Origin of the sequence: Pedobacter faecalis (genome assembly GCF_030182585.1) — a bacterium.
GTDB lineage: Bacteria > Bacteroidota > Bacteroidia > Sphingobacteriales > Sphingobacteriaceae > Pedobacter > Pedobacter faecalis.
In genome coordinates, this window is record NZ_JARXOW010000003.1 from 19,224 (window position 1) to 33,484 (window position 14,261).

Sequence of the window (14,261 nt, forward strand, 5' to 3'; positions counted from 1 at the left end):
CAACTTTTTCCGGCTTAAAGCAGAACGCCTTTCAGGAAATACAGCGCCATCGTGAAATAAATGAGCAAGCCGGTAACGTCTACGAGGGTTGCTACGAATGGCGTTGACGATACCGCGGGGTCAGCGCCGAGCCTTTTCAATAGAAGCGGCAGCATCGATCCCATGAGCGTTCCCCAGAGCACAACCCCAACCAGCGAACAGCCCACGACCATGGAGATCAGCACCGGCTCTGTAAGTGCGCCGCCAAGTAACTGCCAGCTAAGGATCACACAGAAACTCAATAAGCAGAGCGTAGTGCCTAAAAATATTCCCGAGAATATTTCCCGCCGCATAACGCGCCACCAATCTTTAATGGTTACCTCGCCGAGCGCCATAGCCTGAATGATCAATGTGGCAGCCTGAGATCCGCTGTTTCCTCCGCTCGACATGATCAGCGGAATAAACGTCGCCAAAATGACTACCTTCTCGATTTGACTTTCAAAATTTGACATCGCAAAAATTGTCAGCAACTCGCCAAAGAAAAGCAATATAAGCCAGACTATGCGCTTTTTGTAAAGCTGAAAAACAGGAACGTCGAGATACGGCTCGTCCAGCGCCTGTGTACCCCCGATCTTATGAATATCCTCGGTGTATTCCTCGTTGGCAATCCACAGGATGTCATCGACGGTTACGATGCCCAGAAGAACCTGGCTATCGTCGACCACCGGCAACGCTACCCGGTTGTTCATCCTGAAAACGTTGATGGCTTCTTCCTGTGGGTCGTTTACATGCAAGGAAATCAGGCGCTGATCGGTAAGCGTCCCAATTTCGGCCTCCGGATCCGCAAGGAGAATTTCCCGTATTCTTATGTCGTCTAGTAGAACGCCATCCTTATCTATAACATAGATTACATCGATCGTCTCAGAGTTCTTTCCGTACCTGCGGATATGCGAGAGCACCCGGTTTACTGTCCAATGTTTTTTAACAGCAACGTAATCCGGGGTCATCAGACGGCCAACGCTGTCCTCCTTATACCCTAAAAGGGATAAGGCCTCCACCCGATCCTTGGCGGGAAGCAGGATAATCAGCTTTTTTACCGCATCACCGGTTAATTCACTGAAAAGTGCGGTACGGTCATCCGGCGGCAGCAGGTTAATAAGTTCGGCCAGCTTGGTTCCCGGCAGTTTACCTATGATGCGTTCCTGGGTAGGAAAATCAAGAATTCTAAATACATTTACCGCGCGTTTGGCAGAGAGGGTCTCAATAAAACGTACGGCATGCTGGGGTAATTCGTCAATTAAGTGCTCTACATCAGATATGTTCAGATCGTCCAAATAAATCTTCAACTGTCCATCGTCCTCAATTTCTATCAGTTTTTCGATTTCTTCAACGATTCTTTTCTCCATATGCCGACGTGTTTACATGATATATTACCTTCCCGCAAAAATGCCTCTTTTTCTCGTAAATTCAGTCATTCGCTGACATATATTTAAGTCAACCTCATATTTATCTGAGATCATTTTTATATATTTGCGGACTTTTGTTTCCGTAGTTCAATGGATAGAATGTCAGATTCCGGTTCTGATGATGGGGGTTCGAATCCCTTCGGGAACACTTATCGTAAGAATAAACCCGCCTAACGTATGTTTTAAGCGGGTTTTTTAATGACTAAGATTATTGGTGTAAACATAGTGTAAGCAAAGTGTATTTTACCGCTTCCTCAACCACCAAACCAGCCCAACGACCAGCAGCAAACCAATAACCAACGGCCACATAAACCCATAGTCAGGATCACGCTGGACTTCGCTACTGCTCCACTTTGAATTGGCGTTTGTTTGATTCTCCTGCACCCTTCGTATTCCCTCCTGAATATCGTTGCGAACAGTCTGTTCTACATCCATACGAACAGGTAAGGTTTGAGGCTTGACAGTTGCAACTGCCGTAAGTATTCCGGTCTGGACATCAAGTGTAAGCTTCACATCCACCAGGTCGCTTTGTATCGCATTGATGCCTTTAATCAGGCTATCCTGGTTCAGCTTTGTGGTTTGGGTAACCGTCCGCTCGGGAGTGGTAACAACTGTGTCCGCAGTCTTCCTGATGGTTGTAGTAGTTCGATCTACCCTGACAGCGATACTGTCGGTAGAAGTTCGGGTTTGAATGGATGCAGACTCTGACTCGTGCAGCTTGAAAACCTTACGTATAGATCCGCAGGCCGAAAGCGTGACAGCAATAAGTAGGTAGATGATTAGATTTTTCATGTTACAGGCGGTTGTGTTCCAGTAAGTCCCTCAGTTCGGAAGCCTTGCTGTTGATGCTGTCTAGCTTTGTTGAAAGCGGTATTGCGATCTGCTCGTAGGACTGGATATTTGTGTCTATATTGCTTGGCTTTGCTGATAGAAATAATATAACCACTGGTATAATTAATATCTTTTTCATTTTCTCTTGTTTTTATTGAAATATTCCTTGACCGATTCTACTGTACCATTGATGTTAAGCAGGGTTGTATCGACACTCTTTGATATGCTGTCCTGTTTGGCTTTGATTGGCTCCATTTGCTTCGGTATCTCTCTCCTGACGCTATTTCTAACCTCACTGATCATTTCATCTTTGGACGCCCGGTTGTCGTTAAGTCTATCCTGATATCCCTCTATAATGATATTCAAAAGCCATACATTTATTAGCACTGACACTATAGCAATAGTGCCGTAGGGGTTCTCTTTGATGGCCAAAAAAAGCCGGTCGAACATCCTTTCAAACCACGCCCCTTTTCTGTCTATTACGTCTTGATTTGGCATGGTTAGGCTTCGTTTTTAGATAATTCTCCGGTTTCCGATAATTTGATTTGCCTAACGTTAGCAGGCTCGCCGACTGCGTATTTAGGAGTTCGAATAGCTATGCATCTTTCTTTCGCTATCCATGCGAAACCAACCGCATTCGATTGGTTGCCTCCGTAGACTAAGTACGCATGATCGTTTTCACCCACATAAAACCCTACATGACCTCCGCCTGGCCGAACAAAAACTAAAACGTCCCAAAGCCTCGCGCACCCGATTCGCGGCACGCCCCAATTTGCCCATTCACGAGCGGCGAGCAACTTGCCCGAGCTAAAGGCGTAATTGCAGCGCTTTGCAACCACCCCAACAAAAAGGCCACACCAAGGGATATCGTCGTCAGTATACCAGCCTGATACACCAACCTCCTTTGCCCATTTAATAATATTCGGATTACTTCCCTTTCCTGCATGTTCCAATGTGCCATAGTGCCTGATTGCTTCTACCAACATCTTAGGCGCACCCTCTAAATTCAACCAGCTATATTTCTGCGGCAATCCCATATCAATGATTTACCAGCAAAACTACATCCCTACTACACGCGCGTGAGGTTTAGCGGTTTACGTGGGTCGGATAGTAAATAATTACTACTTAAGTGGTATTTACAATGCGACAGGCACGCTCGACCTTTGAAATATGAAAAAGACACTCATTATCATGATATTAGCTACCGGACTTTTTGCCTGCAAGAAAGATTGCCCTGTACCGGAGGCACCAGAATGCCCAACGTTCATTTTGCCAAATGAAGTAAGATCACTGGAAACTGGAAAACCCGAATGGATTGGCCGGGCACCGGTTTACGATACAAACGGGTCGCTATTGTATGTAGGGTATATTTATCGAGAGAAGTGTTAGGCGCGCAACCCTACGGATTCAGCGTGCACCTAACAAGTATTCCGTTTAACCACTCCAACGTGTAATAATCAGACCCTCCAACACGCACACCGTCTAGGGTAATTGATACGCCTGTCCGCTCGCCTTCGCCTACTTTGATACTTGACCCGGACAACACGACATTGCCGCCCACACTCAGTGTCCCCGTAGTTTCAATCCCTTCTTTAGTCATTTTAGACACCTGCGTCATGTCGGGAGTAGACGCCTGTACATGTCCAGTCGTTTCAAAGCCTTTCCGCCCCATCGAACTGAAGCCCGCTGCATCATCGGGCGTGATGCCTACTGATACGCCAGGACCGACTGCAGCGTAGAAATAAGTCATCACCCCGCCGACAAGTTTTTGGTATAAGAAGTTACGGGGTTTGGGAAGAATAGGTATAGTGGTGCTTGTTACGTTGTTAGTTTCAATCGCACTGTCATCATCAATAAGTAACAGTTCCTGCTCGGTGGCACTGATCAGCTTGATATTATTTTCAGATTCCAATATCTGCACCCTCTTGCCAGTTGCATTGGTCCGCAGGTTCTTTACGATCAGGTTTATGAACTCAGCGCCGGTAGCTATCACCTGCCCCCTTATGGTGAGCTGCCCGTCATTTGTAACGCCCCAGTCCATACCGCTTAACAGATCACCAATATTGAATCGGTCATTATCCAGGTCTATGTATGTCTGACCGCTTGCTGATTCAATACGTCCGGTGCTTAGGGTCCCTGCAACTGCTGATGTGCGGCCTCGGAGACTTACAAACTCGCGCTGGCCGGCAAAGATGCTGGATATGATGCCATACGGGAAATGATAATAATCCGGATCGTCCTCAACGCCTATTTTGTCAAGGCTAACGATAACGTCCGCCAGCTGGCTATTCCGGTAGGCTTTAATATATACGTAGTATGGTTGATTGGCTTCCAAAGCCTCTGTAATCCCCGTAACCGTCCAAATCCCCCCATTATCTGTATACTGTTCATGAACTATTTGCCCGTCAGTAGCGACAAACTCATCCACTTCAAGCGTACTCGACACACTGGTCTGGTATGATCCGCCGTCAAGAGTGATGAGCAGCATTTCAGCCCGTAGCGTATTGAGTAGGCTTGTCAGTTCGTTGGTTGTACGCCAATTGAGACGCGCGCGGTTGATGTCGCCGATCTTGTTCAGGTTAAGCGCCTTGCGTGTCGATGCTACTGAGTTGGCCTGACGAACAATCGGCGAGCCTTTAACGGCTACATTGGATAGCTTCAGGTTGGTATACTTGTACTCATCGTGCAAATCCTGATCAAAGCCGACCGCCCGTATCTGGCCGTCAAGCAATACGTCATGATCTTTAATGTGATAGTAGTTCCCAAGCTGCAGGGCAATGGAATGGTTATCAAAGAATACGTGATCGGTAGGTGTTTTATACGTACATTTTGGGATCGACTCCTCCTGGAAGTATTCGGTACCGCGTTCGAGCAGACGCGCTTCGGCGGCTGTCACGTATGCAGTAGGCATTTGAATATCGAACAGGCTGAAGGTGTCACCAACAGCCGCATGCAGATCCTCAGACGGAAGTTCGAACGCTTTCTCCATCTCATTCTTGTTGAACTTGATCGTGCGTGTTGTGTGGTTGTAGCCCCCCTTAGCAATCTCAAAAACGTATCCTGCTAACTGGCCAGTCAGGAAAGTAATCTTGGCTGACAAGTCGCCGTACAGGTGTGCGTTAATGTCAAAGTCAATGCCTGTGTCGGTTATGGTGTACATATCAGAAGTAGCGGTGACTGTACCCACATATTCGGGGCGTATGTCGTCGAACGTAACGGATTCCTCAATCTCATCCGGACCGTATTTCGGCCCCTGAATGTAAGTGCCTGACGGGATGGTTAAGCGCTTACGGCCGCCCCGGTAGTTCGCAGGGATGTTCTGCTCGGATCCGTAAACATTAAGCCTGCTGAACACATCACCGCTGGCATTGGTTCGTTCCAGACCGCCGGCGATACCTTTCCTGTATTCGAATGTGTACTCAGCCGCTTGGCCACGCCGTTTAAGGGATATAACCTTGTTATCCACCCACCATTCCGTCTCAAACGCCTCGGCTAGCTGAGCAAGCGCCTGCAGGATATTCTCTCCATTAAATGCCAATAGCTTAAAACCGGTATCTGCCTCAACCTCTCCCTTACTCCACCCTTCACTTATGGCATTTGCGTTGGCAATGGCAAGGTCAAGAAAGTCTTCAAGGGTTCCGTTAAGCTCAAACTGTTCCTCGGTCAGTTCATTCTCATAGTTGTACTGCTTATACTTCCATTTGGCTAGGCTGTAGTACTGCGCCTGAAACTCGAGGTTATAGGTGTAGTCGGTGGTTGACGCCTTAGTTACATCCGCCCATCTATTTAGCGTGTACGTCTCCCCCCAAACCGTCACATAGTCGCCATGCTGGAAGTGAACCGGGTTTGGCGTCCGAACCTGCATCGAGACGATGTTCTTAACCATGACCTCACGCTCGCGCTGGCCTGTCGGGCGGCATATTAGTATAGGGTGGCCGTTACGGCAGATAGTGTATTGCATATGCCGATATATTATTTAAATATGTGGGTAATTCCGTCTATATTTTACCAGAAAAATATAGTACGAAACACAGACTACTAATAGAAATAGGAAGTACAATTGACCAAATTTGAAAATTATTCCGGCCAATGGAGGGGTGACATAGCATAATATGGATAACGTTTCTTTTATTGTAAATATGAGGAGTTTGATTATTCGCTTCATTTCTTGGTAATTTGATCAAGCAATTAGTAACATTTCATTAGCCAGGATTTTTCCCAATATCTCATGAGCAAATGTTGAGGGGTGATCATCGGTGCCACCTAAAGACTTGATAACTAGATTGGATTTCGGCGACGTGTTAATTTTAGACCATATATCAACAACAGGTATTTTCCACTGTGTAGACAAAGCCTGAAATGCTGCTATGCCCTGCGTGTAGTTATATGAACTACCAATTAACAGCAACATTCTTGCATTAGGATTAAGAGAATACATCTTGTCCATTAGGAATAACAGCGCTCCTAAAAAAGTGGTCCGGTGTGCAGAAAACGGTGAGGCGTCATTGTATTGCCATGTGTTTTTATTGAAAGCATTCCAGTCCGTTAAATCGAAGTTTGCATTATTAGGCACCACATCAAAAACCCAAAGATCAGCATCAGCATTGCCAGGGGTGAATACATTTTCCCATGTTCTGTAATACGTGTTGCTACTACCGCCGGGAACATAAGGTGTTACTGGAGCAGCCGAGATAGTTATTCCGTTGTCCAAATATTCTTGTTTAGATAAAACGGTCGATCCGTTTGGCCTTGGAGCCAGACCGCCAGAACCATTATCTACTGCGTGTATAGCCAGCCCAGGCACCGACGCATTAACAAGGGTAAAACCTAGTTTATTTGCGGCCTCAAGCGCATAGCTTTTCGTTGCATTAGCTCCAAAAGGCACGGAAGTCCCAAGCCAAACTATTTTTTTTCCAAGGAAATGATTTTGTGATTTTTCTAGGGTAACATCAGCTTGTAGTTCAGATAGATTCGGTAGCTCATAACTTACTCGTTCTAACTTTGCATAGACCGAAGAGCTGTTGTTTACCAATGCTACATATTTTGTTCCTGCGGGAATCGTAAGCACTTGTCTTGTATAAGCAGTGTTTGTGCTCGTGCCTCTATTTTGATAGCCCAAGTATGTCATACCGGAATCGAAGTATACTGCCAGCGCGGTGCCTGTTCCAACGATTCTTGTTGCGGTTGCCAGTAACTGATCGGTTATCCCAGAAATATCAAACACCTTTGTTAAATAGCCAGAAAAAGGAGTCCAATTTCCCGGGGTATAATTATAGAAGCCTGGTTCCGATGCAGCCGCCCCTGATATTTCCGTGTATACGGCAGTCTTTAGGTTTGTAACGTCCGCTTGCAGACCGCCCACGTTTGTCTCCAGTACTGTAACTCTGGAACTTGTGTCAGGAGCAACATAAATAGGTGCAATAGCAATATTTGAAGGTAGCCCGCTATTGATTATAACACCGGTTTCATCGCTTAAAGCGTAATCAAACCATATTTTTGCAAACATGCCGGCATAACCTGTTACTGAGTTTAATGAAATTTCTGCATAACCGGCCGATAACTCTGAGCTGGTGAAAAGTTTACTTACTTGTTGCCCGGCCGTAGTGTTCCTCAGTTCTATGTAATTTAGCAAGCTCGGTGTTGCGGTGTAGTTTTTGGTAAAAACCCTGATCACCCATACATCAGATTGCCTTGTCTTATCGGATACTTCAATTCTGACATTCTTAATCATTTTAGTAGCCGCTATTTCCAAATTGGTAAATGCTATCTGTCTGTTAAGAACATACGGTGCGGCACCTGCTGAAACGTAACTAATTTTCGTCTGAACTGAGCCATCTGAGGTGGGTTTAAAGATGATATTTTTAGCGTTTGGATTACTTGAGGAAATAAGCAATTCATTTGTTGCGCCAGCCAGTGACAAGTCAAACCAAATACGGATAAATTGTCTTGCAAATCCGGCAAAGCTATTAATGCTAATTTCACAATAACCAGCAGCAACTTCAGCGCTACTAAGGCTTTTGTTTACGTTTTGCCCTATGGTAATATTCCTGAATTCTATATAGTTGGTTAAGCTGCCTATTGTGCCCTTCACAAAAGCATTTATGACAAATTTATCGTTGCTGTGAGCCTCATCATAGTAAGACACTCGAATGTCTTTGATGATCTTAAGAACGGCAGATTCTCCTGCGGTGAAATTTGATTCTTGGCTTAAAAGGTATCCCCGACTTAGGCTCATTTTTACAACCAAGCCATTGTTGCTATAATCCGGACCTGGCCACCAATACTCAACAATAGGGTGGTTCTCGCCCTCAGTAATCCCCACAACTTTTCCTTCCCGTTTATTTTTGCCAGTTCCGTCTACCTCATTAGGGATAGCCGAACGGGCGGCATCCAACGAAACGTACGGTCCGAAGTATCCAGTAGGTATCTCGCTTTTAGTAACATAAGCCGCAAGCCCCGGCAGCGGCTTCACCTCCTTAACCCAAACCTCCCCTTTCTTAGCGAATTGGACAAACCCACCCTCAATGTCATCGGTTGTCACAACAATTCCCCCGTACTCTGGATACGTTCCCGCATCAAACACATTGGCCAGTGTCACGTTAGGCGGCGGAGCAACACCGATCTGAGCGGTAACCTGTCCAGCTTCAAGCGCATCAATGGCTGCCTGTACCGCGTCATTGTCCAGTACAAACGGCAACGTGTTCCATGGTGTGACGCCTGTACCTATCTTGAACTTTATCGGGTTCGTACCTAATACCACCCCGATTTCGCCCTCTTTAAGTATCTCATTGAGTGCTTCCCATTCAGCGGCCGTCCGCCTTCGCATTAACATTCTACCGTACTCAGTTGCCATTTATCCTCCTTGCACCCAACTGTGCATTGTATATTTAATCCCCATTTCCATCAAGTATGATCTCCGTCTCCGGCTGAAACTCCTCGTAGCACTGGATCAGCTTCAAATCAAACATCACCCCATGACCGCTTGCCGTAGTATACCAACTCATACCGCTAGCGCCTGTATACCTCACGCGGTACGTCTTGTTAGTGCTATACACGTACAGCGATTTGCTGCCAGTGCCCGACACCAACGCCCCAAGCAAGGCGTCCTTACTCGCCACCACATCAGCCACCGTCGCCCCGGTTATCGCCACACTCAACACGACCTCCCTGTCCTGAAATACCGCAGGCCTGTTGAGGTAAGTCCGCCCCGAAACTTCCGGGTAATCCGAATACTCAATTGGCTTAACAAGGTCAGGCTCTTCAAACATCTTCAGCCCGTCACGTATAACGGCTGCATATGCTGTGAAAAAATCCTGACCTTCTAATGTTGCTTGCTGCATAACTTTTGCTGTCCCTTCGCGCGTTGCGTGGGTTACTTCAAATTTACCTATCAACCATGCGCTGATCGGAGGTTCGAGTTTACGTGCGGCATTTGGTAAAGTGGTGGCGTCAGTCTTGCACTGATTATTAGAATTTTAGAATATTGTAGATTTTCATATTTTTGCCAAACCAACAAACCAACCAAACATTAAATGAATGCTTTCACAGAGTGGTGGGCTAACTACGATACTACTGCCTTTTTTGGCGACATAGTAACCGGTCTTGTAGCCTCTTTAATTTTCCTTTTTGGACTATATTTATTAAAGCCCGGTATAAGAATTTGCGATAAGATCGCATTCCAGTATGATAGTAATGCAGAACTAGAAAAGAGGCGTCACTATTCCTTTAAGATTGTAAACCGGTCTCTTTTCTTCAAGGTATACGATATCCAAATAAGAGCGTGGACTTCAAAGGTGGAACCATCCATTAATGCTGACGATGTTTCCTTCAAGTCAATAGCTTTGGTTAAAGACTACCAGTGGGTTCTTTACCGAATGTTTATAGGCCACTTGTTTCAGGATATCAGGCTAGGCGAAAAACGCCTTGAAAAAAGAACTGACTATGCTGCTCAGTTTTCAACCTATGACGATTTAGCAAAATTAATAGATGCGGGACATTACGTAACCGTAGAGGTAATTGCAAAGCACTCCTTGACGGGCTTCACCAGAGTAAGAGCTAAGAGATACAAACATAAGAACGATTTAACCGAAGGCACGTTCCACAGTGGTAACTCATGCAAAATCAAGGTATAAAACTTTTTTTACGATTAGATGTTGATTATACCAAACACTTGTACTAACTTTATTTCAACTAATAAAACCAACTCAATGATGGACATTATAGTTAAATAAGAAAGAGGCTTATAAAAGCCGCTTCTTACAGACTAACCAAACACAACGATCCAAAAAAAAATTATTAACCTGCCCCACACCTAACAATGTGGGGCATTAATTTTAGATCGGCCCATACCCATTCCCATTCAGCGCCTTGGCGTTTTCATCCATCTTCCTGTCAATACTGATCAAAGCTGCTTCAACCCGTTCTAGGCGGTCGGTGTTGTTTGCTGTGCGGAGGGTGTTGGCTTCTATCTTGACCAAGGCATCTAACTTGCGTAGGGATACATCATATACCTTCCCGAATGAATCAGCCATTCGCTTAACTTCGGCGTTTGTCTGTACCAAACTGATTTGCATGCCACCCAAACGCCCGGCCAACAGATCCGCCTGATCGGTAGTGATGGTAGAAACACGGGCCGATAGGGTACCGTTGTTGCTGGTGCCTTCGGTGTCAGGGGCCACGCTGTTGATGTACTCCAGACGTTTCTTGCCGTATTCATCAGCATCTTTGTAAATGTTCCTCAACAAAGCATCTTCCTCAGAGGTGATCTTTCCGTCCATCAGCGCCTCATCCAGCTTTTTATAGTAGTCTTGGAGGTACTTTTCTGTGATATCCCCCTCTAATGCCTTCAGAAGTCCCCGGCGCAATGATTTGGTTAAGAACTCCTCTGCTGAGCCTATCCCGTCTGTAAGGTTGGTGATGAACTCATCTACAATGGTGCCGAGGCTGGCGCCAACTCGTTCAGCACGCAAGTTGTTCGCAAGTTCCTGCGCCATCTTGTTAGCTTCAATCAGGTTTGTGACTATTGTTGCGGTCGAGGAGTCAAGTTTCCCCTCATCGAGTAGCTGCTGCAGCTCTGCCAAGTCAGTAGGCAAGCCAAATTTCCCACTTGCCTGAATATCTGCTATGAGACTTTTGTAAAGGAAGTCAACCTTGCCTGTTTCGTTAAATTTCTGTATCTGCTCATCGAGGTTTTTATCACCTGTTAATTGCAGCCTCCCTTTCAACTGCTCGGTATACTTGGCTTCATTCTCTCTGGCCTTTGCCAGCGCTTCCCCATACTTCAATATCCGTTCTGTACCATAAACATCATCCAGCAGTTCAACCTGACGCTGCAACGCTTTATTTAACGCCTCGGTTTGCTTGTTTTGAAGATCACGGGCATATGCTGCCTGCTCCTCCCTCTTAGCGGACCTGTCAAACAGTTTGAAGATGCTTGAGAATATTGACACTCCGGCGCCCACGATGCCAAGTCCTGCGGTAAGCTGTCCAAGTCCAGTGGTCGCAGACTTGAAGTCGTCCATTCCTTTTTGAATATTGCCGACCTGACCAACGACATTCGAGACTGTCGATAATACTTGCGCAAAGGCGCTGTCTACATTGCCAACAGAAGAGACTACCTGATCAATCATATTAGCCAGATCAATGAGTTCTTCTCCAGCTTCCTTGGTTCCGCGTATGATAGCCTTTTTAGTCTTGTCAAAAAGTTCCTCAGTTTCCTTGGCTACCTTTTCCGATACCGTGCCAGCAGACCTGTCGTTTGCAAGAACAGTACGCGCGTTTTCAAGAACTGCCAGGGCCTCTTTTCGAGACATTGCCTCAATACCTTCCAGCAGCTTTTCATACTCGTCGAGTTTTTTACTATTGGCATCAACTAAATCCTGCAACTCCTTATCATACGCCTGCTTCCGTACTGCAAGATTCCTTGGATCGTTAGCAAGCAATGCAGCATCAGCCTCAAACCTCTTACGGGCATCCTCCATCTGCTGACCAAAGTCCCGGTAGTCCTTCAACAGTTGCTTATAATGATCCTCCGCTTCCTTCTCATCACGCTTCCGCTTATCTTGCTCGCGTTTAAATAAAATAGCGTCCTCTTCCTGTTGGGCGTCTGCCTTAAGTATGCCGTACACTTCAGACTTGCTTACATTTTTGCCATTGATCTTAATGGAAGCCCCTGTATTTTTCGGATCCTTATAAAAGGCGTCTACCTCACGTTTTATCTGGGCATACTTATCCTTTACAGCTTGAATTTCCGCATCGTCAGTTTCAAGTGTTTTTCGGAAAGAAGCATTATGCAGTTCAGTCAATCGTTTACTTAAGGTTTCGGCCTCAGTTAGTCTTGTAGCAGTCGCTTTGTTCGACCGTTCAGTTATCTCAGCACCTTTTTGCTGTTGATCGAATATATTCTTGGTCAGAGCAAGGTTGCGCTCATTAAGTATGGCCCGGTCGCTGGCTGCATCAGTGATCTTTTTGTCGCTTTCCGCCAACTTGTTATTCAGATCAGCAAGACGAAGTAAAAACTCGTTCTCCTGAGAAGACACTCCGGTGGCTCCAATTTGAGAAAATCCCCTTTTCCGGGCTTCAGCGTATTGAGCTTGTGTCTTTGCTATTTCCCTTCGGATGGTTTCGTTTGTTACTCGCTCCTCTGCGATAATCTGCTCATCGGCCAGTTGCCTTGATGCATTTTCAGCAATCTTTTGCTCTGAAGCGCGCGCCCTTGCAGTTGCAATAATTGATTTGGTCAAGTTGTCATAAGCAACTCCAACCTTGCCAAGCTGAATTTGCTCATCGCTGAAATTCTTGAATGTCTTTGGGTACAGGTTTTGCAGGTCCTTAACTGCCCTTGTACGCTGTTCGGTTGATAGCTTCACGTTCTGAGCGGTCGCGTATAATACTTTCAACCTGGTAATCTCCGTTTGAGCGTTTTGCGCGCCCAACGTGTTCACATCTTCCAGGGCTTTCTTTGCCAGCTTTATCTTGTCAACCCGCTCTTTGAAGAAATCCAGTTGCCTGATATAATTTACGATTGGGTCGATAGCGAATGCCAGTAGTCCGGCGATGCCGACACCGGGCAGAATATTGGCAATAAACTTAAGCCCCGACCACGCCTTACCAAGGGCACCGCCGTAGTTGCCGACGTTTCGCTGTGCCCGTAGCGTATCCTTTTCAAGTTGAAGTACTTGCTGGTTTACACCGACGACAATACCTTTCAATCGCTGGCCGGCAGCAGAGTTTCTTTCCGAAGCAGACAACTGATCATATGCCTTTGTAAGCCGTATTAAAGCCGCACGGCGTTGCTCCAGAGAACCCTTCGCATTCAACATCTCCCGGGCATTGTTCTTCATTTCAGCCGTAGCCTGGGACTGTATATACTTTTCCTCAATGAGCGCCTGCTGGAGCTGTTTTTTGGTAAGTACAGTTCGTTTCTGTACCCGATCATTCTCAACAGTAGCCCGTCCTGCAGCAGTAGCGCTATTTGCAACCGCTTGTTGTGCCCGGTCCTGTTCATTTAACACATCGGTTACCGCCTTGCTTCCATTTAGGGTTTTGTTATACGCATCAACCTCGGCTTGGGAATTGGAAATGACTGTTTTTCGACCACCTGCTTCCTTTTTAAGTTGTGCTTGTTGCCGAAGTTCTGCTGTCCGCTCCTTTTCAGCCAGATTAAGCTCAGCTATTTTTCTGTTCGCTTCTGCGCGCAGTTTGTTCTGTTCAAGTATCTCAAGACGTTCACGCTTAAGTGCGTCCATTGTTGCCAAATGAGCGGCCCTGCTGCTATCACGGTCTTTAGCGTTACTGGCTGGACTTATCTTGGCCTCTGCCAGCATCTTCTCAAATTCCTTCAGGTCACGTTTGGCCTGGGTGAAATCAACCTTGGCTCTAAAATCTAATAATTCTGACATGGCTTAAAAAATATCGTCTGAATCCTTTGTTTCTATTTTCTCTTTGTCTGGTTTGTCTTTGATGCTTGTATCAGGGATGCTGGCC

Annotated in this window: 10 protein-coding genes and 1 tRNA gene; 2 read left to right on the top strand and 9 right to left on the bottom strand. The window is 46.1% G+C overall.

Annotation, left to right across the window (positions count from 1 at the left end):
- Window positions 1–14: 14 nt before the first annotated feature.
- Window positions 15–1,385, bottom strand: coding sequence for a magnesium transporter (gene mgtE, locus QEP07_RS15695; protein WP_256007536.1), 1,371 nt, complete (start codon window positions 1,383–1,385; stop codon window positions 15–17).
- A 136-nt stretch (window positions 1,386–1,521) separates the two neighbouring features.
- Between mgtE and QEP07_RS15700 the strand changes: the two genes are divergently transcribed.
- Window positions 1,522–1,593: transfer RNA gene (locus tag QEP07_RS15700), tRNA-Arg, on the top strand.
- A gap of 95 nt (window positions 1,594–1,688) precedes the next feature.
- Here the strand turns inward: QEP07_RS15700 and QEP07_RS15705 are convergent.
- The 7 genes from QEP07_RS15705 to QEP07_RS15735 form a co-directional block, all read right to left on the bottom strand.
- Window positions 1,689–2,237: a hypothetical protein gene (locus tag QEP07_RS15705; RefSeq protein WP_285011179.1), complete on the bottom strand. Its 549-nt coding sequence runs from the start codon at window positions 2,235–2,237 to the stop codon at window positions 1,689–1,691.
- Between the two features lies 1 nt (window position 2,238).
- Entirely contained in the window at window positions 2,239–2,415 is a 177-nt protein-coding gene (locus tag QEP07_RS15710; protein WP_285011181.1) for a hypothetical protein, read from the bottom strand.
- Complete coding sequence (locus QEP07_RS15715) at window positions 2,412–2,774, bottom strand: hypothetical protein (protein ID WP_285011183.1); 363 nt, start codon at window positions 2,772–2,774, stop codon at window positions 2,412–2,414. The genes QEP07_RS15710 and QEP07_RS15715 overlap by 4 nt, the downstream gene beginning before the upstream one ends.
- 2 nt (window positions 2,775–2,776) lie before the next feature.
- Complete coding sequence (locus tag QEP07_RS15720) at window positions 2,777–3,313, bottom strand: TIGR02594 family protein (protein ID WP_285011185.1); 537 nt, start codon at window positions 3,311–3,313, stop codon at window positions 2,777–2,779.
- A 362-nt stretch (window positions 3,314–3,675) separates the two neighbouring features.
- Window positions 3,676–6,237, bottom strand: a complete 2,562-nt coding sequence (locus QEP07_RS15725) for a hypothetical protein (protein WP_285011186.1) — start codon at window positions 6,235–6,237, stop codon at window positions 3,676–3,678.
- Window positions 6,238–6,456: 219 nt separating this feature from the next.
- Window positions 6,457–9,102 carry a hypothetical protein gene (locus tag QEP07_RS15730; protein ID WP_285011188.1) on the bottom strand — a complete coding sequence of 882 codons (2,646 nt, stop codon included), beginning with the start codon at window positions 9,100–9,102 and terminating at the stop codon, window positions 6,457–6,459.
- Between the two features lie 61 nt (window positions 9,103–9,163).
- On the bottom strand, window positions 9,164–9,616 hold the full coding sequence (locus QEP07_RS15735) for a hypothetical protein (protein WP_285011190.1): 453 nt from the start codon (window positions 9,614–9,616) through the stop codon (window positions 9,164–9,166).
- A gap of 192 nt (window positions 9,617–9,808) precedes the next feature.
- On the opposite strand from QEP07_RS15735, the gene QEP07_RS15740 reads away from it, so the two are divergent.
- The gene (locus tag QEP07_RS15740; RefSeq protein WP_285011192.1) at window positions 9,809–10,408 is read left to right on the top strand and encodes a hypothetical protein; all 600 of its coding nucleotides are present in this window, start codon (window positions 9,809–9,811) and stop codon (window positions 10,406–10,408) included.
- A gap of 201 nt (window positions 10,409–10,609) precedes the next feature.
- Here QEP07_RS15740 and QEP07_RS15745 read toward each other — a convergent pair whose 3' ends face one another.
- On the bottom strand, window positions 10,610–14,176 hold the full coding sequence (locus QEP07_RS15745; RefSeq protein ID WP_285011194.1) for a coiled-coil domain-containing protein: 3,567 nt from the start codon (window positions 14,174–14,176) through the stop codon (window positions 10,610–10,612).
- Between the last annotated feature and the right edge of the window lie 85 nt (window positions 14,177–14,261).

Bases quoted from the DNA above. Each gene is read 5' to 3' on its own strand.
- QEP07_RS15710 (WP_285011181.1), bottom strand. From the start codon at position 2,415: ATGAAAAAGATATTAATTATACCAGTGGTTATATTATTTCTATCAGCA.
- QEP07_RS15715 (WP_285011183.1), bottom strand. From the start codon at position 2,774: ATGCCAAATCAAGACGTAATAGACAGAAAAGGGGCGTGGTTTGAAAGG.
- QEP07_RS15740 (WP_285011192.1), top strand. From the start codon at position 9,809: ATGAATGCTTTCACAGAGTGGTGGGCTAACTACGATACTACTGCCTTT.
- QEP07_RS15735 (WP_285011190.1), bottom strand. From the start codon at position 9,616: ATGCAGCAAGCAACATTAGAAGGTCAGGATTTTTTCACAGCATATGCA.
- QEP07_RS15745 (WP_285011194.1), bottom strand. From the start codon at position 14,176: ATGTCAGAATTATTAGATTTTAGAGCCAAGGTTGATTTCACCCAGGCC.
- mgtE (WP_256007536.1), bottom strand. From the start codon at position 1,385: ATGGAGAAAAGAATCGTTGAAGAAATCGAAAAACTGATAGAAATTGAG.
- QEP07_RS15730 (WP_285011188.1), bottom strand. From the start codon at position 9,102: ATGCGAAGGCGGACGGCCGCTGAATGGGAAGCACTCAATGAGATACTT.
- QEP07_RS15725 (WP_285011186.1), bottom strand. From the start codon at position 6,237: ATGCAATACACTATCTGCCGTAACGGCCACCCTATACTAATATGCCGC.
- QEP07_RS15720 (WP_285011185.1), bottom strand. From the start codon at position 3,313: ATGGGATTGCCGCAGAAATATAGCTGGTTGAATTTAGAGGGTGCGCCT.
- QEP07_RS15705 (WP_285011179.1), bottom strand. From the start codon at position 2,237: ATGAAAAATCTAATCATCTACCTACTTATTGCTGTCACGCTTTCGGCC.